The following is a 22,123-nucleotide window of genomic DNA, read 5'->3' on the forward strand; positions in this document are numbered from 1 at the left end:
GCGGGTGCGGTGGGGGATCATCCCGGCGGCACCTTGCCCGCGGGCGCAGACCGGGCCCAGCCCGGGGCCCACCCGGGCACCACGTCCGCGGGTGGCGCCGTGAGCACCGCCGGCAGCCGGTCGTTGTTCGCCACGATCGCGGGGCTGGCCAGCCAGGCGGCGTACGCCGTCCGCTGCTCCCGGTTCATCCGGGCGACGTCCATCGGCTCGCCGCCCGGACCGGTGAAGTCGTTCGCCGGCCCGGTGACGAACCCGTCGGCGCGCGGGTCGCCGGTGTAGTGGCGGGTACCGCCGCCGGGGAGCTGGACGACGACCGGCCGCAGGGGGTCGCCGTCCCGGTGCCGCCACATGTCCGCCACCGAGGCGCGGTAGCGGGACTGCCACCCCGGAATGGCCCGTAACCCGGCGCGCAGGTCGGCCAGGACGGCCTGGGAGCCCGCGGTGGGCAGGTGGGCGGTGGCCCGGCGGACCCGGTCCTCGACGATCTCGACCGTCAGACCCCGGGCGGCGTTGGTGAGGGTCCGGACCACGCTGGTGAAGTCGATGGACTTCGCCACCTCGGCCAGGATGTCGATCATGACTGCGGTGCGCAGCCGGTGCTCCTCCTGCCTCGTGGCGTGCTCGCGCAGCACCCGCTCGGCCGTCTCGCTCAACGCCGTCCCGAAGAACGTGGTCACCTCGTTCGCCTGGTGGTAGGCCAGGGCCCGCGGGCTCGCCGGGTAGTGCGCCGCGCCGGGACCGTTGTAGCCCCGGGTCTGCTCCCAGGCCCGCTGATCGATGCCCGCCCCGACGGCCACCGCGTCCGCCGCGAGCAGCGGGGCGCTGGCGCCGCCGCGCAGGCTCTCACGCAGCAGCGCGGCCCACTGTCGGGGCTCCCGCCCGAGCCCGGGCGCGTCGAGCGCGGCGGGGTCGGGCGGCAGCGGTGAGACGACCGCGGCGTAGAGGTCGTCGCGCCAGGCGTGCAGGACCTCGCCGTAGGCCGCTCGCATCCGCGGGGAGACCTCGCTCGGGCCGGCCCCTGCCACCACGTCCACCAGTTGTGCGACGAACTGCCGGGCGGCGCCCGGGCGCGCCAGCCGAGCCTCCGCGCCGCCGGCCGCCGCGACCAGCTCCGTGCGCGCCGTCTCGAGTTCCGGGGCGCGCCAGCCTCCGGCTGGGCGCAGGCCGGCCGGCACGTCGGCGCTCTGCGCCCTGGAGGCGTGCAGGAGCTGGGGGAGGTGCCTGGTGCTGAAGGTGGGCGCGAGCTCGGGGTCGGCGGCTATCGCGCGCAGCAGCGCGGAGCCGAACGCCTCCCGGCTTAGCCGGTCACCGCCCGCATCCCCGGCGCCGCCCGCGCCTCTGATGCCGGCCGCGCCCCTGGCGGCGGGCCCGCCCGGCCCCGCCTGGAGGCCGACGTCGCGCAGCGAGCCGTCGCCCGTCCCGAAGAGCAGTTCGCCGAGGCGCGCCAGCAGCGCGGAGGCGAAGCGGCCGTGCCGCAGCAGCGGCCCGAGCAGCGAGGTCTCGACCTGGTCGTCCCGGCGCCGGCTGTTGAACCGGCCGAGCCAGGAGGCGTCGAGGCGGCGCAGCCGGCTGTAGCTCGCCAGGGTGCGACCGATGATCTCCTCGCCGTGCCGGGCGGCGCCCGGCTCCCGGGCCCCGAGGACCTGGTGCAGAAGACCGGCCAGAGCGGAGGGGCCGAGGCGGTCGTAGAAGCCGGTCACGAAGTCGGGGTCCGCGGCCCGCCCGGACAGCGCCGCCGCCAGGTCGGCCAGCCTGCTCCGGTCGCGGCGGTCGGGATCCGGGCGGAGCAGGCGGTCGGCGAGCGAGCGCCCCGCGGCCCGGGCCTGTTCGGCGGTGTCGTACAGGTCGGGAACGCCGCGCAGGGCGGCCGGGGGCAGCGGGCCCGTGGTCCCGGGATCGGCGGCCTCGGCGAGTGCCAGCCGCCGGCGCAGCATCGTGATGTCCTGATCGGCCCAGGCGTGGGCCGCCCGCAGCCTGGCCGGCGTGTCGCCGGCGATCCGGGTGGCGTCGACGTGGGCCGACAGCAGCCGGGCCTGGGCCTGCGCCGTCTCCCGCAGGTCGGCCATCGCGGTGATCAGTCTCCGCAGCGAGTGGGGATCGACAACGACTCGGTTGGCGGGTGCGGGCATGGCTCGGCGCGGTCACCGGCCGCCGGCCGGCAGGGCCGGCCCGGGGTGCCGGGCACGGGGATCGTCGGCGGGCACCCACTCGGGCTGTCCGGCCAGTGACCGGCGGCAGGCGTCGGCGAACGCGTCGACGGTGCCGAGGGTCGCCGTGCGCGCCTGCTCGGCCTGGCGCCGCCAGTCGCTCGCCGCGCGGCCCTGCCAGCCGCCCTCGTCCGCGACGGCGAACAGCCGGTGGAAGGCGTCGGCGAGCCTGACCCGCCCGTCGGTAGCCGCCGCGAGCGCGGCCTCGACCGCCTCGCGGTGGCGGTTCGGGCGTGCAGCCTCGCCGGTGGGCGCGCCCGGCCCGGTCATCGGCCGTCCGCACGCCCGGGTGCGGACGGCGAGGCCGCAACCACCCGTCGATGCGCCGGAGCAGGTCGTTCGGAACTCATGAAGGCCACCGTTCGCCGAAGCCGCCGGGGAGACCGCCGGCCGGGCCCACCGTCTCCCGTCGGAGGCCGGCACCGGAGGTCGCTGTCGACGCTATTCACGCGGATCGCCGCCGCACCCGGCGTCAGCCAGGCTGTGGACGAAACGAAACCGTGCACAGGGCGGTCAGCGGAGGTAGCGCAGGAACAGCGCCCCGTCCTCCTCCAGGACCTGGCCGAGCCGCAGCCCGACGGGCGCCGGCCACGTCGGGCCCTGCATCAGTCCGAGGCGCCCCGGCCCGGCGAGGAGCGGGGCGAGGGTCAGGCACAGCTCGTCGAGCAGGCCGGCCTGGGCGAACTGGGCGTGCAGGCGCGGGCCGCCCTCGGTCAGCACGCGTAGCAGCCCCCGCTCGGCGAGTGCGTCGAGCGCGGCGCGCGGCTCGACGGTCTTATCCCCGCAGACCACGATCTCCGCCACAGGCTCGAGCGCACGGCGCCGCTGCGGTGGGGCGGCGTCGCAGGTCAGCAGCAGCGGCCGGACGGCCGCGGTGAACAGGCGGGCGTCCGGGTCGAGCTCGAGCCGCCCGCTGACGACCGCGACGGGGGGGACGGGAGCGAGCCCGGCGGCGGCCCGCCGCTCCCGCCGCTCGGCCGGCACGAGGACCGGGCCGTAGTCCTCGGTCCGCGCGGTGCCGGCGCCGACCAGGACCACGTCGCTGAGCCAGCGCAGCGTCCGGAACACCCGCAGGTCGGCGGGGCCGCCCAGGTCCGCGGAGCGCCCGTCGAGCTCGATGGCGCCGTCCGCGGACGCCACGAAGTTGGAGCGGACGTGCGGGACCCCCGGAGTCGGCTCCGGCAGCGCGTAGGCGAGGTCGAGGTCGACGTCGACGTCGTGGTCGGCATCGTCCGGTTTGTCCGCGGCACGCGCAGCCTCCGGGCCGTCCTGGGGAGCCGCGCCGTCGAGAGGAACTGGGGCGCCACCGGACAGAAGAATGCGCATCGGCCCGACTGTAACCGGCGCCGCCGCGAGCGGTGGTGCCGCTGCTGCCAGGATGGAAACGTGAACACGTACGTGGTCCTGTTGATCGGTGTACTGATCGTGAGCCTGGTCGGGCTCGGCCTGCTCTACTACGCGCTCTCCCGCTCGGCGGCCCGCCGGCGGTGAGCGGGCCGGGGCCGCCGACCCGCGAGCCGGCGGTCAGCGAGCCGGCAGCAGCCGCACGATGACGACCGACTCGCCGGCGAGCTCGACGCGGCCCGGCATGTAGGTGAACCCGGGGCGGGACGCGGCCGGCGCGTCGAACGGCACCCCCTCGACCGGGACGGCCTGCCGCTCGGGCGAGAGGTTGCACACGACCGCCACGTCACCCGCCCGGGAGAGCCGGCGCAGCACGAACCAGTTCGCCGCGGCGTCGTAGGAGCAGCGCACCGACGCCAGCGACGGGTCACTGAGCTGCGGCAGCTGGCGGCGCAGCGAGATCAGCCGGCGGTGCCAGTCGAGCAGGGCGGCGTGCTCCGGGCGTTCGGGCTCGCGCCAGTCCAGCCGGGAGCGCTCGAACGTCGCCGGGTCCTGCGGGTCCGGGACCTCCTCGGGCCCCCAGCCGTGCGCGGTGAACTCACCGCGGCGGCCCTCGCGGACGGCGTCCGCCAGCCGCGGGTCGGTGTGGTCGGTGAAGTACTGCCAGGGCGTGGTGGCGCCCCATTCCTCGCCCATGAACAGCATCGGCGTGAACGGGGCGGTCAGCAGCAGCGCGGCCCCGATCCGCAGCCGGCCGTCGCTGAGCGTGGCCGACGCCCGGTCGCCGGTCGCCCGGTTGCCGATCTGGTCATGGTTCTGCAGGAACGTGACGAAACGGTAGGCCGGCGTCCGCGGCGGCACCGGCCGCCCGTGGGAGCGGCCGCGGAACGCCGAGTAGCCGCCGTCGTGCACGAAGGCGGAGCCCAGCGCCTTCTCCAGCGTCTCGAACGAGCCGAAGTCGCCGTAGTAGCCCTGCCGCTCGCCGGACAGCGCGGCCCAGAGCGCGTGGTGGACGTCGTCGCACCACTGGCCGTCCAGTCCGTGCCCGCCCGCCTCGGGGGCAACGACCATCCGCGGGTCGTTCAGGTCGGATTCGGCGACCGCGAACAGTGGGCGGCGCTGCTGGGTGCCGAGTCGGTGCACCTCGTCGGCGATCTCCTCCAACAGGTGGCGTGCCCGGTTGTCGGCGAACGCGTGGACGGCGTCCAGGCGCAGACCATCGCAGTGGTAGTCCCGCAGCCAGGCCAGCGCGCTGTCGATGACGAACGCGCGGACCTCGTCCGAGCCGGGGGTGTCCAGGTTCACCGCCGGGCCCCACGGGGTGCTGTAGCGGTCGGTGAAGTAGGGCCCGAACCGGCTCAGGTAGTTCCCGTCCGGGCCCAGGTGGTTGTAGACCACGTCCATGATCACGCCGAGCCCGCGGTGGTGCGCGGCGTCGACGAAGCGCTTGAGGCCCTCCGGCCCCCCGTACGGCTCGTGCACGGCGAACAGCCCGACGCCGTCGTACCCCCAGCCGTGCCGGCCGGGGAACGCGTTCACGGGCAGCAGCTCGACGAGGTCGACGCCGAGGTCCACCAGGTGGTCGAGGCGCTCGATCGCCGCGTCGAAGGTGCCGCCCGGCGTGAACGTGCCGACATGTAGCTCGTAGACCACGCTGCCGGACAGCGGCACCCCGTGCCAGTGGCCGTCCGTCCACGGGAAGCGGGCGTGGTCGACGAGCCTGGAGCGGCCGTGCACGCCGTGCGGCTGCCAGCCCGACCGCGGGTCGGGCAGTTCCTGCTCACCGCCGTCGAGGAGGTAGGCGTAGTCCGCTCCGTGGTGGGCGGAGGGAACGTCGACGGTCCACCAGCCGCCGGCGGCGGACATCTCGTGCACGGTGTCCCGCCGGCCGCCGGCGCCGCCGCCCGTGCCGCCCGCCTCAGCCGCGGCGTCGCCGTCCGCGCCGCCGCCGTCCGCGATGACCACACTGACCGTCTTCGCGTCTGGTGCCCACACCCGGAAGGAACTCATGACTCCTGTCTACCGGTCCGACGTCCCCTCGGTGGCGGTTCCGGGGGGCGGGATCCGCCGAGCCGTGGATCCGGCACGACCCGGGCCGGGCGGGGCCACACTTCAGGGCGTGCGGATCAGCAGGCTGACCGGGAAGTCGCGCAGCAGGCGCAGCACGTAGGCCGTGCCACCGTCGTGCCGCCGGCCGGTGAGGACGTCCGCCCAGCGGCCCTCGGGCAGGGTCACGGTGGTGTCGCGCCACCCGCCCCCGCGGCGCAGCCCGAGCACGAGGCGGGGGACCACGGTCACCACCGACTCGGAGCGGCTGAACGCGACCACGTGCTCCGCCGCGGACCCCGACGCCCACAGCGGCCGGTACGTCCCCTCCTCCCCGAACCACTCGGGGTGCTCCCGGCGGATGCGCAGCGAGCGCGCCACCACCAGCAGCTTCGCCGCCCCGGAGTCGTCGAGCACGGGCGGGCGCCGCGGCGCCGCGAGCTCGGAGCCCGGTTCGACGCCCAGCTCGGTGAGCATCTTCGTCCGCTCGCCGAAGTTGACCGGACGGCGGTTGTCCGGGTCCACCAACGAGTGGTCCCACAGCTCCTGGCCCTGGTAGACGTCCGGGACGCCGGGCATCGTGAGCTGGAGCAGCTTCTGCGCCAGGCTGTTCTGCCGGCCGAGCTCGACCAGGGTGGAGACGTAGGTGTCCAGCGCGGCGACGAACTCCTCGTCCTCGAGGGCGGCCTCGACGTAGTTCGTCAGCGCGGCCTCGTACGACGGGTCGGTGTCCGTCCACGTCGTGAACAGCTTGGCCTCCCGCACCGCCTTGACCATGTACTGGGTGACCCGGTCGGCCGAGATCGGCCAGGCGCCGACGAGCGTCTGTACCAGCAGGTACATCGTCACCGGATCGGGCCAGCCGGCCTCCGGGTCGGCGTGCCGCTCGCCGAGGCGGGCCAGCCGCCGCACGATGTCGGCCCAGCCCCGGGGGTCCTCCGAGAGCACGGCGAGCCGGGCGCGGACGTCCTCGGACCGCTTGGTGTCGTGCGTGGAGAGCGTGGTCATCGTCAGTGGCCACGTCCGCTGCGTGGTGATGTTCGCCTCGTGGAACTCGTTGACGGCGCTGCGTGGATGCCCCGTCGGGTAGGCCGGGAGATCCCCGGGCGCCCCACCCACCTCGTTGAGCGCGACCATCGGGACGTACCGGTAGAAGGCGGTGTCCTCGATCCCCTTGGCCATCACCGGGCCGCAGGTCTGCTGGAAGCGCACCACGAACTCGCTCGGCCCGCCGAGCGCGAGGTCCTCGATGAGGTCGATCTCGCTGGCCCGGCCGGGCAGCGCCACCCGCGCCTGCTCGCAGGCCCGCACGATGTGGCCGCGCGCCTCCAGGCTGGGCGTGCCGTCGGGGCGGATGTAGGCGCGGTAGACCTCGAAGGCGGCGAGCACCTCACGCAACGCCTCGCGCAGGCCGGCCCGGGTGAGATCGGCGCGGTCGCGGCGGGCCTCGGCGAGGGCGAGCCCGGTGAGCCGGTCGACCTCCGGCCGCAGGACGCTCGTGAGCACGTCCATCTTGGCCTCGCGCGCCACCGGCGCGAAGTCCGGTGAGCGCCCCGTGATCTCCGTGTACAGCGTGGACATCGCGCGCGCGGACACCGGATCGAGGAAGAGCCTGGTGAGCCGGTTGAGCGTCTCGTACCCGGTGGTCCCGTCGCAGGCCCAGCCCTCGGGCAGCGCCTCGTCCCGCTCGACGATCTTCTCGACGACCGTCCAGACCCCGCCGGTGGCCTCGGCGAGCTGGCGCAGGTAGTCCTCGGGGTCGGCCAGGCCGTCGGGGTGGTCGATCCGCAGGCCCTCCAGGTTGCCCGAGCGCACCTGCTCGATCAGCAGCCGGTGGGTGGCAGCGAAGACGTCCGGCTCCTCCTGGCGCAGGCCGGCCAGCGAGGGGATGTCGAAGAAGCGCCGGTAGTTCAGCTCCGTCCCGCCGACCCGCCACCAGCACAGGCGGTAGTACTGGGCGTCCAGGGTGGCGGCGACGTCGGAGGGGTCGGCGGTGCCGGCGGCGACCGGCAGCACGTGGTCGTAGTAGACGACGATCCACTCGCCGTCCTCGTCCTGCTCGACGGCGATCTCGTCGGCGGCGAGGCTGTCCGCCAGCGACTGGCCGAGCAGCGGCAGCAGGACCCGGCCGGGGTTGTCGGGGGAGTCCCAGTCGATGTCGAACCACGAGGCGTAGGGGGAGTCCGGGCCCTCGCGCAGCACCGACCACCACGCCGTGTTCGTGGTGCCGGGCGTGAGCACCGCCATGTGGTTGGGCACGACGTCCGCGATGATGCCGAGCCCCGCGCGGCGCGCGGCGGCGACCAGCCGGCGCAGCCCGCCGAGCCCGCCCAGCTCGGGGCTGATCTGGCTGTGGTCGACCACGTCGTAGCCGTGGGTCGACCCCGGTGCGGCCTCCAGGACCGGTGACAGGTACAGGTGCGAGACCCCGAGCCCGGCGAGATAAGGAATGATCACCGCGGCGTCGGTGAACGAGAACTCCATGTGCAGTTGCAGCCGGTAGGTACCGGTCGGGACGACGCGGCCCTCGCCCTCCCCGCGCTGGTTCTCCCGCGCTCCGGCGCCCTCGCGGCGGCGGTCGGACGCGGAGTGCCGATCGGCGGGCCCGTGCCGGTCGGGTCCGCCGGGCCGGTCAGTTGACACGGCAGAGCACAAGCGTGGCGCGGGCGTCCACCTCGAGCGGGTCCTCGGCCTTGACCACCCGGTCGACGTCGACCGGATCGAGATCGGTGCCACCGAGCACCGCCGAGATCTCGGCGCTGGACGAGCGCGTGTCCACGATGATCTCCCAGGTGGTGCCGAAGTCGACCGGTGGAACCCGGAACTGGATCGGCTCGTGGTGGGCGTTGAAGAACAGCAGGAAGGAGTCGTCGATGATCGCCTCGCCGAGCGCGTTGGGATCCGGGATGCCGTGCCCGTTCAGGAAACAGCCGAGCGAGCGCGCCGTTCCGGACTCCCAGTCGGTGTCGGACATCTCGCTACCGTCGGGTCGAAGCCAGACTATGTCCTTGGCGGCCAGGTCGACGGCGGCCGCGCCGTCGGGTCGCCCGCCGGCGCCGTCCTCACCACCCGCCGAGCCGCGGATCGACTCGCCCTGGAAGAACCGCCGCCGCCGGAAGACCGGATGGGTCCGCCGGAGATGCGAGAGCTGGGCGGTGAAATCGATGAGACCGGCGTTGCGCTCGGCGTCGGACCAGTCCAGCCAGGAGATCGGGCTGTCCTGACAGTAGGCGTTGTTGTTCCCCTGTTGGCTTCGGCCCATCTCGTCGCCGGCTACCAGCATGGGCACCCCCTGCGAGAGCAGCAGGGTGGTGAGCAGGTTGCGGGTCTGCGCGTCACGCAGCCGGTTGACCGAGACGTGGTCGGTCGGGCCCTCCACACCGCAGTTCCAGGACCGGTTGTCGTCGGAGCCGTCCCGGTTCTCCTCGCCGTTGGCCTCGTTGTGCTTGTCGTTGTAGGAGACCAGGTCGTGCAGGGTGAAGCCGTCGTGGGCGGTGACGAAGTTGATCGAGGCCCAGGGGCGCCGGCCGCTGTCCTCGTAGAGGTCGGACGAGCCGGTGAGCCGGGAGGCGAACTCGGCGATGCCGTGGTCCTGCCCGCGCCAGAAGTCGCGGACGGTGTCGCGGTACTTCCCGTTCCACTCCGTCCACAGCGGGGGGAAGTTGCCCACCTGGTAGCCGCCCTCACCCAGGTCCCACGGCTCGGCTATCAGCTTGACCTGGGAGACGACCGGGTCCTGCTGGACGAGGTCGAAGAACGACGACAGCCGGTCGACGTCGTAGAACTCCCGGGCCAGGGTCGCCGCCAGGTCGAAGCGGAAGCCGTCCACGTGCATCTCGGTGACCCAGTAGCGCAGCGAGTCCATGATCAGCTGAAGCACGTGTGGATGGCGGACCCGCATGCTGTTGCCGGTGCCGGTGTAGTCCATGTAGTACTGCGGGTCGTCGTCGACCAGCCGGTAGTAGGCCGCGTTGTCGATGCCTCGGAAGCACAGCATGGGGCCCATGTGGTTGCCCTCGGCGGTGTGGTTGTAGACCACGTCGAGGATCACCTCGATGCCCGCCTCGTGCAGGTTGYGGACCATCCCCTTGAACTCCTGCACCTGCCGGCCGTCGCCGCCCGCGGAGGAGTAGCCGTTGTGCGGCGCCAGGAAGGCGATGGAGTTGTAGCCCCAGTAGTTGCGCAGCCCACGGCTGACCAGGTGCTCRTCGTGGACGAACTGGTGCACTGGTAGAAGCTCGATCGCCGTCACGCCGAGGCGGCGGTAGTGCTCGATCATCACCGGGTGGGCCACGCCCGCGTAGGTGCCGCGGTACTCCTCGGGCAGGCCCTCGTGCCGCATGGTCAGGCCGCGCACGTGCGCCTCGTAGATCACGGTCTCGTTGTAGGGGCGGCGCGGCGGCCGGTCACCGTTCCAGTCGAAGAACGGGCTGATCACCACGGACTTCATCATGTGCGGCGCGGAGTCGGTCGTGTTCACGCTGTCGGGATCGCCGAAGTTGTAGCCGAAGACGGCCTGGTTCCAGTCGACCTCGCCGTCCACCGCCTTGGCGTACGGGTCGAGTAGCAGTTTGTTGGGGTTGCACCGGTGGCCACGCGCGGGATCATGGGGACCGTGGACCCGGTATCCGTACCGCTGGCCCGGCAGGACCGTCGGCAGGTAGGCGTGCCACACGAACGCGTCGCGCTCCCGCAGCTCGATCCTCCGCTCGGCGCCCACGGCGTCGAACAGACAGAGCTCGACACGCTCGGCGACCTCCGAGAAGATCGCGAAGTTCGTCCCCGATCCGTCAAAGGTGGCACCGAGGGGATAAGGGCTGCCAGGCCAGACCTGCGACATACGCACGAAGCCTACGGCTCACTCCCCGTCGGTGACTTGGGGGCGCGCGAACCCCGACCGGTTCGCCCACTGCCGCCATTGAGGTTTCGTTGATCGCAAGATAATTGATCTTATTAAGGTGATGGTCATGGCGGACGAGGTCGTGTGGATCGTCGTCGCCGGCGCGCTCCTCGTCGGCGAGCTGCTCACGCTCGACCTGGTCCTGGTCATGTTCGCGCTCGCGGCGCTGGTGGGGGCGGGACTCGCCGTCCTGGGGGCCGATCTGATCGTGCAGCTCGTGGGGTTCGCGGTCGCCGCGGCCGGGCTCACGTTCGGCCTGCGGCCCGTCGCCCGCCGCCACCTCACCAGCGGCCCCGTGCTGCGCACCGGGACCGACGCCCTGGTCGGAGTGCCGGCCGTCGTCCTGGAGCGGGTCGACGGTTCGACCGGCCGGGTCCGGCTCGCCGGTGAGGTCTGGTCCGCGCGGTCGTACCCGGCGACGGACGAGTTCGAGGTCGGGGCCACCGTGCGGGTGCTGCGCGTCGACGGTGCCCACGTGATCGTGCACGCGGACGCCGTGCGCCGGGAGCTGGATTAGAGCGCGGCGACACCGCGCGCCGGGAGCTTGAGGAGTGAACATGGGCGGAGTCATCGCCGCCGCGGTCGCGGCACTGGTGGTCCTGATCTTCCTGGCGCGGACCGTGCGGATCGTGCCGCAGGCCCGGGCGATGGTGGTCGAGCGCCTCGGGCGCTACCACCGCACGCTGACGCCGGGCCTGGCGATCGTGCTGCCGATCGTCGACCGGATCCGGGAGCGCATCGACCTGCGGGAACAGGTGGTCAGCTTCCCGCCCCAGCCGGTCATCACCGAGGACAACCTCGTCGTCGGGATCGACACCGTCATCTACTTCCAGGTCACCGACCCGCGCGCGGCCACCTACGAGATCGCCGACTTCATCCGCGCCATCGAGCAGCTCACCGTGACCACGCTGCGCAACGTGATCGGCGGGATGAACCTCGAGGGCACGCTCACCTCGCGCGACCAGATCAACGGGCAGCTGCGCGGGGTGCTCGACGACGCGACCGGCCGGTGGGGCATCCGGGTCAACCGGGTGGAGCTCAAGGCCATCGACCCGCCCCGCTCCATCCAGGACTCGATGGAGAAGCAGATGCGGGCCGAGCGCGACCGGCGGGCCGCGATCCTGACCGCCGAGGGTGTCAAGGCGAGCGAGATCCTGCGGGCCGAGGGCGAGAAGCAGGCCGCGATCCTGCGGGCGGAAGGCCACCGGGAGGCCCAGATCCTCACCGCCGAGGGCGAGGCGAAGGCCATCGGCACCGTCTTCGGCGCCATCCACGAGGGCGACGCGGACCAGAAGCTCCTCGCCTACCAGTACCTGCAGATGCTCCCGCGGCTGGCAGAGGGCCAGGCCAGCAAGCTGTGGATCGTCCCCAGCGAGCTCACCGCCGCCCTAGGCGGCCTGGCCGGGCCGGGCGGCCTGTTCGACGTCGGTGGCCGGGCAGCCGGCCCGTCTGGTCCGGCTGGTCCGTCCGGCCCGGTCGAACCAGCCGGCCCGGCGGGACCAGTCAGCACGGCAGGACCAGCGGGGTCACACAGCCGGGAGCCGGGGCACGTGGCCGGTCCGGGGCCTGCCCGCGACTGACGGGGCGGGACGGGCGGACCGGGCCCGGCGCGGACCCGACCATCGCCCGTGGCCGGCCGGGACGTTGGGTCCGCGCGGCCCGCGGACCAGCCCTTCCGTCGGGGTGGGGGTCACCACATGTGGCACCAGGGGAGGGGGTGGGTCTAGTCCTCGAACGCYGGTCATGGCACGATCGACTGGTATTCGAGGGGTCCGGCGTGACGAGACGCAGGGGAAGGCGTTCCTCGTCGACGGAGGTCCCGCGTGGTGGCAATGTCCTCGACAGCTCGTGAGCTGTCTTCCGGCTCGTCGTCCTTCGCCGTGCCGGGCAAGTTGGCGGTGCTCGCATGTCCGCCGGCACTGTGCCCGCACCTGGAGTTCGCCGTGTCCGGTGCCCTGTCCGCCCCGGTCTCCCTGACCTGGACGGCGCAGCCGGGCCGGCCCGGTTTCCTGTATGCCGGTCTGGAATGGCGGGCGAGCCCGGGAACCGCCGGGCGGCTCGCCGCCGTCCTGCGCCGGCTGGGTCATGTCACGTTCGAGGCCGTCGAGGGGCCCTCGCCCGGCTGCGACGCGGAGCGCTACTCCTTCACTCCCGATCTCGGCCTGCACCGGGCCGCGATCGCCGCCAACGGGGACGTCGTCGTCGGCGAGGGGGCGCTGCTGGCGCTGATGGAGCGCGGCGAGGCGCGGGAGACCCTCTCGCGGGGCCTGCACCGGCTGCTGGGAACCGCCTGGGACGACGTCCTCGAGCCGCTGCGCCGTGGGGCGCACGGAGCTCCGGTCACCTGGCTGCGTCGTACCGGGTGACGTCCGCCGACGACATTCCGTGCCCGGGGAGATTGCCCCGTTAGAAGCCCGTGTGTGTCCTTGTGAGCCCGCGCTCACCTCCCTGTGGCCAAGCCCACATCGTGTTCGCGTGGGCCTGACGGGCACATACCCCCGGGGTCGTGCGTTGTGGGTTGCGCACGACGAGCGCACAACCTTTCTGGGAGTACTTCAGTGGCCACCGATTACGACACCCCCCGCACAGCCGATATCGAGGAAACCTCGGAGCAGAGCCTCGAGGCGCTCAAGGCCCGGCGGGCGGACGCGGCGGCCGACCTCGGTGACGATGTCGATCCGTTCGAGACCGAGCTCGGCCTGCCCGGCGCCGACCTGTCCGGAGAGGAGCTGACCGTCCGCGTCCTGCCTCGGCAGGCAGATGAGTTCACCTGCACCAGTTGCTACCTTGTCCACCACCGCAGCCAGCTCTACGACACCCGGCGGATGGTGTGCCGGGACTGCGCCGCCTGACAGCGGCTTCACACCGACAGCGGCACCGCCGCGGGAGCCCGCGGCAGCGCCGCGGCGGGTGACCCGGCGGGGCGGCGTCAGCCCCCTCCCCGGGCGGCCAGGCCCTCCACCCGCACGCCCGCCCCGACCATCCGGGCGATCGCGCGTTCGCGATCACCCTCCGCCAGCTCGACGAACCGGGTCAGCTCCAGCGGGAGCGTCACCTCCAGACCCAGCGCACGGGCGTCGAGCGCCGTCTCCAGCACGCAGTAGTCACCAGCCAGGCCCACCACCACGACCGTGCGGACGGAGCCGGCGGCCAGCCGCTCGCCGAGCACGGTCGCCGACCGCTCGCCCGAACGTGGGTCACGGACGGAGAAGCCCGAGTACCCGTCGTGGCCGTCCACGCCCTTGCGGATCACCTCACCGGCCACCGTCAGGTCGGGRCACAGGCGCGCCCCGGGCGTGCCTCGCACGCAGTGCGGCGGCCAGATCCCGCCCTCGGTGACGAAGTGCGGCGTGGACGGCGGATGCCAGTCCTGGGTGTAGAAGACCGGGGAGCCCGCGCTCGTCGCCGCCGCGATCTCCCGGTTCACCCCGGCGACGATGTCCTCGCCACCGGCGACGTAGAGGCTGCCCCCGGGCACGGCGAAGTCGTTCTGCAGGTCGAGGACGACCAGCGCCACGCCGGGCCCGTACCGCGTTGCCATCGCGTCACCTCGATCCCGATCCGGCGGCGCCTCGCCCGGGCCCCGGACGCCCCTCGCCCGCGCCGCTCGGCAGACCGCCCCGCGCCCCGCCCGCGGGTTCCGCCCCGCCTGTGGGTGGAGGGCGGCGTGTCGCCGGGAATGCCCGCGCCTGTCCCACTGTAAGTTGCGGGCGTGCGCAGTCGCGACTACGGACACGACGTCCTGGCCCAGCCCGAACGCCGGGCGCCCAGGAAGCCCCGGACGGTCGAGATCGAGTCGGACCTGGTGGTCGAGGACGCCGACTCGGGCTACTGCGGGGCGGTCGTCGGCGTGGAGGCCGGCGGCGTGATGCTCGAGGACCGCCGCGGGCGCCGTCGGGTCTTCCCCCTCGGCGAGGGCGCCTTCCTCCTCGACGGCGAGCGGGTGACCCTGGCCCGCCCCCGTCCGGCCGCGCCTGCCCGGCCCAGCCGTACCGCCTCGGGATCGATCGCCGTCCCCGGCCTGCCGGCGCGGGTGGCCCGCGCCAGCCGCATCTACGTCGAGGGCCTGCATGACGCCGCGCTGGTCGAGCGGGTGTGGGGCGACGACCTGCGGATCGAGGGCGTCGTCGTCGAGCCGCTGGACGGCGTGGACGACCTGCCGTCGATCGTCGCGAGCTTCCAGCCGGCGGCCGGGCGCCGGCTGGGTGTCCTCGTCGACCATCTCGTGGCGGGGTCGAAGGAGAGCCGCATCGCCGCGTCGGTCGCGGGCGCGCACGTGCTCGTCACCGGGCACCCCTACATCGACATCTGGCAGGCGGTGAAGCCCTCCTCGGTCGGGATCGAAGCCTGGCCGCGGGTGCCGCGCGGGCAGCAGTGGAAGGAAGGCGTCTGCCGGGCGCTGGGGGTCGCCGAGCCGGCCGACATGTGGCGCCGGGTGCTGGGCGCCGTCGACTCGTACGCCGACCTGGAACCGGGCCTGCTCGGGGCCGTCGAGCGGCTGATCGACTTCGTCACCGAGCAACCCTGACGAGATCGTGCCCGGCCGCCGCTGGCCGAGACCGCTGGATGCCTCGGCCAGGACCACGCCGCGCCCCGGTCGAGGCCGGTCCCGATGAGTCGGCGAGGCGGTCGGTCGCGTACGGTCGGTTCGGACTTTCCGGTCTTCCGGCCCAGCTCTGCCGATCTCGCTCCAGTCAACGCCGGACGCTGGACGGGCCGTGTCCAGGAGGGGGCGGACAGAATCGGGGGCTGACATGCCCGGGTACACGCCAAGGAGAGTTTCGCCCTACGTGCTGCTCGGCGTGGCATCCCTGGTCGCCATCGCTGTCGCGCTGGCCGGGATGGCTTTCTGGCCCGGGTCGTCGGATCCACCCCGGTCGCCCCAGGCGGCATCCACGGCGGTGCCCCTGCGTGATCCCCATGCGCTGACCGGGCGGACGATCGTGCTCGACCCGGGCCACAACGGCGGGAACGGTGCCGCGGGATCGGCCATCAACCGCCTCGTCGACGCCGGCGGGTTCCAGAAGGAATGCGACACCGCCGGCGCGGAGACCGACGCCGGATATCCGGAGCACGCATTCACCTTCGACGTGGCGACCCGGGCCGCGGGCCTGCTGCGCTCGCGCGGGGCGACGGTGATACTCACCCGCGATGACGACACGGGCGTCGGTCCCTGCGTCGACGAGCGGGCCCGGATCGGAAATGCGGCCGGCGCGGAGGCTGTGGTCTCCATTCACGCCGACGGCGGGCCGCCCGAAGGTAGCGGATTTCACGTCATCGCGCCTGCGGCCAGTCCGGACGGTGGAAACGGGGGCATTCTCACCGCCTCGGCGCGGCTGGCGGATCTGCTGCGCGGCTCCTTCGGCGCGGCGACCGGCCAGCGTCGGGCGGACTATCTGGGAGACGACGGGATCACGGTCCGCTCGGATCTGGGCGGGCTCAATCTCTCCCGTGTTCCCAAGGTTTTCCTCGAGTGCGGAAACATGCACAACCCGGGCGACGCCGGGCGGATCAGCGACGCCGCCTGGCGGCAGCGGGCGGCCGAGGGCATCGTCGACGGCCTCGCGGCCTTCCTGGTCAGCGCCCCGTCTGGCGGCCCGTCCGGCGCCCCGACCGGCGTGGCCGGGCCGGCCACGGGCTAGCCGGCCCCGAGGGTCGGCGGGCTGGCCGGCTTCGGGCTGTCGCGGTGGGCGCGCCGATGGTCCGGGCTGTGCGCCTCGGCCGCGTGTCGCAAGTGAATCATGATGTTCGCCTGGTGCATGCAGGGGCCCGGGAAACCAGAAAGGCCATCCCCTGAGGGATGGCCGTTTGCGCTGATAGCGCGGGTGGTGGGCGATACTGGGATTGAACCAGTGACCTCTACCGTGTCAAGGTAGCGCTCTCCCACTGAGCTAATCGCCCGGAACCTGATCAGAGGCGGAGGCGGGAATCGAACCCGCGTACAGGGCTTTGCAGGCCCTTGCCTAAACCACTCGGCCACTCCGCCGTGAAAGGCCGTGATGGCTTTACTTCTGACCACACCGCTTCCGAGCGGACGACGGGATTCGAACCCGCGACCCTCACCTTGGCAAGGTGATGCTCTACCACTGAGCCACGTCCGCATGCTCCGCTGCTGCTTCTGCTACGAGGAGGAATTTACCACGAGCAGGTGGGGCGCCGATCTGGCTGGCGTCCCGCTTGGCGGTGCAGGTAGCACTCTAGCGGACGATCGGGGCGGTCGTCGAATGTGGGTGCCACCGTRCCGGGATGTCGCCCGGATGTCGCCCTGGTGTCGATGAGATGTTGCGTTGGAGCGCGATCTTGGTGTCACCGGTGTGTCGCCCGGCCGCGCGGGCCCGGCGTGCGGTGGGCGGGGGCCGGGCTCGCCGTGGGTAAGGGTCAGGACCAGGGCGGGCGGCAGCCCCGGAACTCGGGCGGGCGAAGGTCTGGGACCTGGGAGGGAGAGCGGGGTCGGGGCGGGAGAGCGGGGCGGGAGCCGTCCGGCCGGGGACAGGCCGGACGGACCGCGGGGCCGGGCGTGGGGGGCCGGACCTGGTGAGGGACGGCGCACAACGGGGGTAGGCAGAACAGGGGTGGTGGGGCGGAGGCGCGTACACAGGGGCACAGGGCAAAACCTCCGCCGTCTCCGGGCGCCACGCGCACGGTGACCTGGGCGTGGGGTACGGCGACCACGGCGATACGGTGATCAGGATGACTGGGGCGAATGGGGGCACAACGCGCGGGGGCTCGACGGACAGGAGTGGCACAAAGGTGCGTCTACGAGCGACCGGCGGGCCCGTCGCGGCGCGGGTTCGCGGCCGGGAATCCTATCTGCTGGCGGGCGGCAGGCTCGCCACCGGGGTCGTGGAAGTGCACGACGACCTCCGGGTGCTCGACCGCGGTGGCTTCTGGGGAGTCGTCGTCGACTTCGAGGGTCGTACCCGCTGCGTCCGGTTCAGGCACGTGCGCCCGGCGCCTGACGTCACGGCGCTCGCGGCCGGGCCGTGGCGCGGCCCCGCCCGGACGGACTGGGCGACGAGCATGGACGCCGCGGCCTACATCGCCGGCGTCCACGCGATCCGGTCCGAGATCGCCGCCGGCGAGGTCTACCAGGTGAACCTGTGCCGGCTGCTGTCCGCGCCCACCGTCCCAGGCCCCGCCGGCACGGACCTCGCCGCGCTGGCGACCGTCCTGGCCGCGGGCAACCCGGCCCCCTACTCGGTGGTGCTCGACGCCCCCGAGGCCGGCGTACGCATCGTCGGGGCCTCACCGGAGCTGTTCCTGTCGCGGGAGGGTGACCTCGTACGGTCCGGCCCGATCAAGGGCACCGGGCGCACGGTCGCCGACCTGCGGGACAAGGACGTCGCGGAGAACGTCATGATCGTCGACCTCGTTCGCAACGACCTGGGACGGGTCGCCCGGCCCGGCAGCGTCACGGTGCCCGCGCTGTGCGCGGTGGAACGGCATCCCGGCCTGGTTCACCTCGTGTCGACCGTGCAGGCCACGCTGGCGCCGGGTGTGGGGTGGGCCGAGCTGCTGGCCGCGACCTGCCCACCCGGCTCGGTGTCGGGAGCGCCCAAGTCGAGCGCGCTGCGGATCATCCGGGAGCTGGAGCCGGTGGCGCGCGGCCACTACTGCGGCGGCATCGGCTGGGTGGACGCCGACAGCGGACGCGGCTGGCTGTCGGTGGGAATCCGCACGTTCTGGCTCGCCGACGAGCGGATCTGGTTCGGGACAGGCGCCGGCATCACCTGGGGCAGCGACCCGGAGGCCGAATGGCGCGAGACCGAGCTGAAGGCGCACCGGCTGCTCGCCCTGGCCTCGTCACCAGGGCGGGACGGCCGGACCGGTCCCTCCATGCCGCCACGCGAGGCGGCCCGGAGCCGGCGGATCGCGGCGGCCCGCTGACCGCGGACAGCAAAACGCCTGGTGGGGAAGTTCTCCCCACCAGGCGAATGATCGTGCGCCTGATCTGTGCCGGAAGTGCCCGCACCGGTTTGCCGGGGTCGGACACGGTGCCGACCCCGGTGAGATCACCGCTCGGGGCCGCCCCAGATCAGTAGGGCGAGTTCGGCATCCAGGTCGATGACGTCGCTCTCCCCGCCGAGCGGTACAGCGGAGTACGTGCGGCGGAGGAAGGCCAGCACCTCCGCGCGCGGCATCTCGAACAGAGCGTGACCGGATGGACTGGACAACGACAGGCAGACGATCCGCCCGCCCGACTGCGCGGCGGGCCAGACCTGGACATCGCCGTCGCCGGCTGGCCGGCGCACGCCGTCGCTCAGCAGCTGCCGGGCGAATGTCCATTCGACGACCTCGTCGGCGCCGGTACGGAAGCCGATGCTGACCGCATAAGGGTCAGCAGGCTCGTATCGGACGGTGGCGGCGACCGGAACCGGGGCGCCGCCGGGAACGACGAGCCGAAGGGCGAGTTCTGCGGTGATCGAATCGTGACGAATAGTCATCGGGCGGCCTCTCATGGTGCGTGGTGCGGGCGAGCACCCGTGTAACGAGATAGTTCCCTCTMTGAGTCCCGTTGGAAACAAGGTTATGCCAAGACAACATCCGTTACGGCGATTCGGGCGAGTTGCCCTACCCAGGAAGCCCGACCGAAGTCCTCCGAGAAGACCCGGCCGGCGCGGTATGCGCGGCCGTCGGCCTTACGTGGCCGGACGATCGCTGTCCGCGTTCGACTGAGGGTTCCCCCGAGCACAATGGCCGTTCTGCCGAGGCCGTGCCACTCACAGCCTTCCCTGTCCGGACCCGTCTCAACCACGGCGAGTCCCGGTCAACCCGGCGCTGTCCGGCCATCGGCCGGAGGGTTGACATGCCCGCATCCGTCCGGCGGCCACCCCCCGTCCGACACTCGGTCCCGTCCGTGTAAGCTGAGTCCAACCTCGGCGAGGACGCAACACATCCCAGCCGAGGGGCGGTTCCGGAAGGCCGTCCAGGCCTCGGAGCACCCATACGGGTGCACCCGACCAGGCGTCCAACCAGGCCAAATCGGGCGTATAGCTCAGTGGTAGAGCGCTGCCTTCACACGGCAGAGGTCCGTGGTTCGAAACCACGTACGCCCACGCGATCGGGCGTGGTCTGGTCGATCCCCCTTTGGGGGATCTTCCCGGGCTCCCGCGCGATGTCTTTCGGGGGCCCAGCCCCCCGAACCCCCCAGGTGATGTGTCTGGGGGGTTCTTTGTTGTTTGGGGTGGCACTTTGGTGGGGGTTGCTCTCTGTGCGGCTGGTGGGTGGCGGGGGTCTGGTGGGTGGCGGGGGTTAAGTGCCGCTGCGAGGCTGGTGGGTGGAGGGCGTGGGGTGTCAGTGCGGCTGGTGGGCGGCGGGGGTGGGGTGGAGTGTGCGGGGGTGGGCGGTCATCTGTAGGGGCTGGGGGCGCAGGGTTACGCGGGGGATGGGGGTTACCGGGCGGCCTGGGGTGGGGGTCAGGGTTCGGATGGAGCTGATCGCGGCCAGGGCCAGTGCTCCTTCCATCTCGGCGAAGGTGTTGCCGATGCACTGGCGGGTTCCGCCGCCGAAGGGGAAGTAGGCGTACTTCGGGCGGGTGGGGTCGGGGGTCAGCCAGCGCTGGGGGCGGAACTCCTCGGGGGCGGGCCACCAGGTGGGGTCCCGGTGGATCACCCACTGGCTCAGCAGGACGTTCGTGTCCGCGGGCAGGTGGTACCCGGCGAGGGTGACGTCCCTCGTCGTGCGGCGCAGGAGGATCCACGCGGGTGGGTACAGGCGCAGGGTCTCGCTGAACACGGCCCGGGTGTAGGGCAGCTCGGCCAGGTCCGCGGTGGTCGGTTTCCGGCCGTTGAGGACGTCGTCGAGTTCGGTGTGCATCCGGTCGCGGGCCTGCGGGTTGGTGGCGAGCAGGTGGTAGGCCCAGGTCATCGCGTTCGCGGTGGTCTCGTGACCGGCCAGCAGGATGGTCAGCGCCTCGTCGCGGATCGAGGTGTCGTCCAGGGGGGCGCCGGTGTCGGCGTCGCGGGTGGCCAGCAGGGTGGACAGCAGGTCGGAGCCGGCGGCGTCGAGTGATCTGCGCTGCTCGATCATCTCCATGACCACGGCGGTGAGGTCGTCCCGCGCGTCGCGCGCCGCTCGCAGCGGGCCGATCGGCAGGTGCTGCTGCAGGCGCATGGCTTCCGGGAGAACGGCCAGCTGGGACAGTCGCATGTTCGCGGCGACGGCGCGGCGCACCCGCCGGACCACCTCGCTGTCGACGTCGACGCCGAACACGGTGCGGGCGACGACCGCGAGGGTCAGCTCGCTCATGTCGGTGTGGACCTCGCGGTGGGAGCCGTCCGCCCAGCCCAGCGCGGTGGCGCGGGACAGCTCGGAGATCGCGGTGCCGTAGTCGGCGATCCGCTCGCGGTGGAACATCGGCTGGATCAGCCGGCGGCGGGTCCGGTGGAGGTCTCCGCCGCTGGTGAGCAGGCCCGAACCGAGCAGCAGGGACAGCGGCTGGATTCCCTCGCCCGGCGGCATGGTGCGCCGGCGCAGGCCCTTCGCGTAGGCACGCTGCTCGCCCACCAGGACCTGCTCGACCGCGTCGGGGCCGCACACGAGGTGGAAGCCGCCGCGCCCGACCGGCACCCGGACGATCGGGCCGTAACTGGTGCGCAGCCGGGTGAACAGGCGGAGCGGGTCGGCGAGCAGCTCGCGCAGGAACGCCGGGGTGGCCCGGCCCGGCCCCGGTGCCTGCGCCCCGGTGTGCCCCGCGGTGGGGAGGCGGTCGATCGACATGTGCGGCTCCAGGAGGCGCTCCGGGGACAGCGGCCCCGTACCGCGCCCTCGGGATTCATCCTGGACCCCGGGTCGGGTGGCCGACCGTCTCGCCGGCCGCGGGCGGGCCTGTACTGGCCGCCCGTGCGCGGTCCGCGGGTGGGTACCGTGGTGTCTCGGACGGGTACCGGCGGGCCGGCTGGTGATCGGCGGCGGCGGGACGGGGCTCGCGGGGCGCGGGAGGCGGCAGCGTGGTGAGGGTGGCGCAGGTCGGAGGGCGGTGCTGGCGGGAGCCGATCCCGTCGGCGGCGGGGCCGGGCAGGTGAGCGCGACCGCGGCGCCGGACGGCACGCCCGTCGACGAGCAGGCTGGTGTCGGCCACCCGGACGCCTTCCAACGTCTCTACACGCCGCATCGCATGGCGTACATCAAGGGGGCGGGGCGGTCCCCCGACGACGAGTGCCCCTTCTGCGCCATCGTGGCGATGACGGACGAGGACGGCCTTGTGGTCGCCCGGGRAAAGTCCGTATACGCCGTACTTAATTTGTATCCATACAACGCGGGTCATTTGATGGTGGTGCCGTACCGCCATGTCGCCGACTATGCCGAGATGGACTACGACGAGACGGTGGAGATGTCGCTGTTCGTCCAGCACGCGTTGCGCGCGTTGCGGATGGCCAGTGGCGCGCATGGCTTCAACACCGGTATGAACCTCGGTTCGGTGGCCGGCGCCGGAATCGCCGCCCATGTGCACCAGCATGTTGTTCCGCGCTGGGGCGGTGACACGAACTTCATGCCCGTCGTCGGCGCGACCCGGGTGTTGCCGGCGCTGCTCGGCCAGACGCGGGAGCTGCTTGCGCAGGCGTGGCGGCGCACCGGGCAGACGGCCTGACCCACCCGCGCGGGGTGGGCCGGCGGCCGTCCGCGG

The 22,123-nt window shown here is 72.9% G+C and carries 17 protein-coding genes and 4 tRNA genes; 9 read left to right on the top strand and 12 right to left on the bottom strand.

Annotated elements, in window-relative coordinates; genetic code table 11:
* Positions 1-17: 17 nt before the first annotated feature.
* From BBK14_RS11250 to glgX, 6 genes are all read right to left on the bottom strand, one after another.
* A complete protein-coding gene (locus tag BBK14_RS11250; protein ID WP_071061672.1) occupies positions 18-2,129 on the bottom strand; it encodes a hypothetical protein in 2,112 nt (703 codons plus the stop codon).
* A 12-nt stretch (positions 2,130-2,141) separates the two neighbouring features.
* Complete coding sequence (locus BBK14_RS11255) at positions 2,142-2,477, bottom strand: hypothetical protein (RefSeq protein WP_071061675.1); 336 nt, start codon at positions 2,475-2,477, stop codon at positions 2,142-2,144.
* A 243-nt stretch (positions 2,478-2,720) separates the two neighbouring features.
* On the bottom strand, positions 2,721-3,533 hold the full coding sequence (locus tag BBK14_RS11260; RefSeq protein ID WP_071061678.1) for a pyrimidine reductase family protein: 813 nt from the start codon (positions 3,531-3,533) through the stop codon (positions 2,721-2,723).
* 198 nt (positions 3,534-3,731) lie between these two features.
* Positions 3,732-5,561 (bottom strand): malto-oligosyltrehalose trehalohydrolase, encoded by a 1,830-nt coding sequence (treZ, locus tag BBK14_RS11265; RefSeq protein ID WP_071061680.1) that lies wholly within the window; start codon positions 5,559-5,561, stop codon positions 3,732-3,734.
* Positions 5,562-5,663: 102 nt separating this feature from the next.
* Entirely contained in the window at positions 5,664-8,240 is a 2,577-nt protein-coding gene (gene treY, locus BBK14_RS11270) for a malto-oligosyltrehalose synthase (RefSeq protein ID WP_083390868.1), read from the bottom strand.
* Entirely contained in the window at positions 8,230-10,437 is a 2,208-nt protein-coding gene (gene glgX, locus BBK14_RS11275) for a glycogen debranching protein GlgX (RefSeq protein WP_071061683.1), read from the bottom strand. Before glgX ends, treY begins: the two co-directional genes overlap by 11 nt.
* Before the next feature lie 127 nt (positions 10,438-10,564).
* Between glgX and BBK14_RS11280 the strand changes: the two genes are divergently transcribed.
* The 4 genes from BBK14_RS11280 to BBK14_RS11295 all read left to right on the top strand — a co-directional run bounded on the left by BBK14_RS11280 (position 10,565) and on the right by BBK14_RS11295 (position 13,349).
* Positions 10,565-11,014: an NfeD family protein gene (locus BBK14_RS11280; RefSeq protein WP_071061800.1), complete on the top strand. Its 450-nt coding sequence runs from the start codon at positions 10,565-10,567 to the stop codon at positions 11,012-11,014.
* A 40-nt stretch (positions 11,015-11,054) separates the two neighbouring features.
* Positions 11,055-12,077 (top strand): SPFH domain-containing protein, encoded by a 1,023-nt coding sequence (locus tag BBK14_RS11285; RefSeq protein WP_241831398.1) that lies wholly within the window; start codon positions 11,055-11,057, stop codon positions 12,075-12,077.
* Positions 12,078-12,329: 252 nt separating this feature from the next.
* Positions 12,330-12,863 (top strand): DUF3145 domain-containing protein, encoded by a 534-nt coding sequence (locus BBK14_RS11290; RefSeq protein WP_041254795.1) that lies wholly within the window; start codon positions 12,330-12,332, stop codon positions 12,861-12,863.
* A 192-nt stretch (positions 12,864-13,055) separates the two neighbouring features.
* Positions 13,056-13,349, top strand: a complete 294-nt coding sequence (locus BBK14_RS11295) for a DUF4193 domain-containing protein (protein ID WP_071061685.1) — start codon at positions 13,056-13,058, stop codon at positions 13,347-13,349.
* Positions 13,350-13,426: 77 nt separating this feature from the next.
* Here the strand turns inward: BBK14_RS11295 and BBK14_RS11300 are convergent, their stop codons facing one another.
* Positions 13,427-14,038, bottom strand: a complete 612-nt coding sequence (locus BBK14_RS11300) for an isochorismatase family protein (RefSeq protein ID WP_071061687.1) — start codon at positions 14,036-14,038, stop codon at positions 13,427-13,429.
* 171 nt (positions 14,039-14,209) lie between these two features.
* On the opposite strand from BBK14_RS11300, the gene BBK14_RS11305 reads away from it, so the two are divergent.
* Both BBK14_RS11305 and BBK14_RS11310 read left to right on the top strand, forming a co-directional pair.
* Positions 14,210-15,025: a DUF3097 domain-containing protein gene (locus BBK14_RS11305; RefSeq protein WP_071061689.1), complete on the top strand. Its 816-nt coding sequence runs from the start codon at positions 14,210-14,212 to the stop codon at positions 15,023-15,025.
* Between the two features lie 226 nt (positions 15,026-15,251).
* A complete protein-coding gene (locus BBK14_RS11310; protein ID WP_071061692.1) occupies positions 15,252-16,139 on the top strand; it encodes an N-acetylmuramoyl-L-alanine amidase in 888 nt (295 codons plus the stop codon).
* A 184-nt stretch (positions 16,140-16,323) separates the two neighbouring features.
* On the opposite strand, the gene BBK14_RS11315 is transcribed toward BBK14_RS11310, so the two are convergent.
* The 3 genes from BBK14_RS11315 to BBK14_RS11325 all read right to left on the bottom strand — a co-directional run bounded on the left by BBK14_RS11315 (position 16,324) and on the right by BBK14_RS11325 (position 16,598).
* Positions 16,324-16,398: transfer RNA gene (locus BBK14_RS11315), tRNA-Val, on the bottom strand.
* Positions 16,399-16,411: 13 nt separating this feature from the next.
* Positions 16,412-16,483: transfer RNA gene (locus tag BBK14_RS11320), tRNA-Cys, on the bottom strand.
* Positions 16,484-16,526: 43 nt separating this feature from the next.
* A tRNA-Gly gene (locus BBK14_RS11325) sits at positions 16,527-16,598 on the bottom strand.
* A 649-nt stretch (positions 16,599-17,247) separates the two neighbouring features.
* Between BBK14_RS11325 and BBK14_RS11330 the strand changes: the two genes are divergently transcribed.
* Positions 17,248-18,384, top strand: coding sequence for a chorismate-binding protein (locus tag BBK14_RS11330; protein ID WP_198541236.1), 1,137 nt, complete (start codon positions 17,248-17,250; stop codon positions 18,382-18,384).
* Between the two features lie 125 nt (positions 18,385-18,509).
* Here BBK14_RS11330 and BBK14_RS11335 read toward each other — a convergent pair whose 3' ends face one another.
* Positions 18,510-18,941: an SsgA family sporulation/cell division regulator gene (locus BBK14_RS11335; RefSeq protein ID WP_018500117.1), complete on the bottom strand. Its 432-nt coding sequence runs from the start codon at positions 18,939-18,941 to the stop codon at positions 18,510-18,512.
* 540 nt (positions 18,942-19,481) lie between these two features.
* On the opposite strand from BBK14_RS11335, the gene BBK14_RS11340 reads away from it, so the two are divergent.
* Positions 19,482-19,553 (top strand) — tRNA-Val (locus BBK14_RS11340).
* 238 nt (positions 19,554-19,791) lie between these two features.
* On the opposite strand, the gene BBK14_RS11345 is transcribed toward BBK14_RS11340, so the two are convergent.
* Entirely contained in the window at positions 19,792-21,216 is a 1,425-nt protein-coding gene (locus BBK14_RS11345; protein WP_071061694.1) for a cytochrome P450, read from the bottom strand.
* Positions 21,217-21,517: 301 nt separating this feature from the next.
* On the opposite strand from BBK14_RS11345, the gene BBK14_RS11350 reads away from it, so the two are divergent.
* Positions 21,518-22,087: an HIT family protein gene (locus BBK14_RS11350; protein WP_071061804.1), complete on the top strand. Its 570-nt coding sequence runs from the start codon at positions 21,518-21,520 to the stop codon at positions 22,085-22,087.
* The last annotated feature ends 36 nt before the right edge of the window (positions 22,088-22,123 follow it).

This window comes from Parafrankia soli (genome assembly GCF_001854695.1).
Taxonomy (GTDB): Bacteria; Actinomycetota; Actinomycetes; order Frankiales; family Frankiaceae; genus Parafrankia; species Parafrankia soli.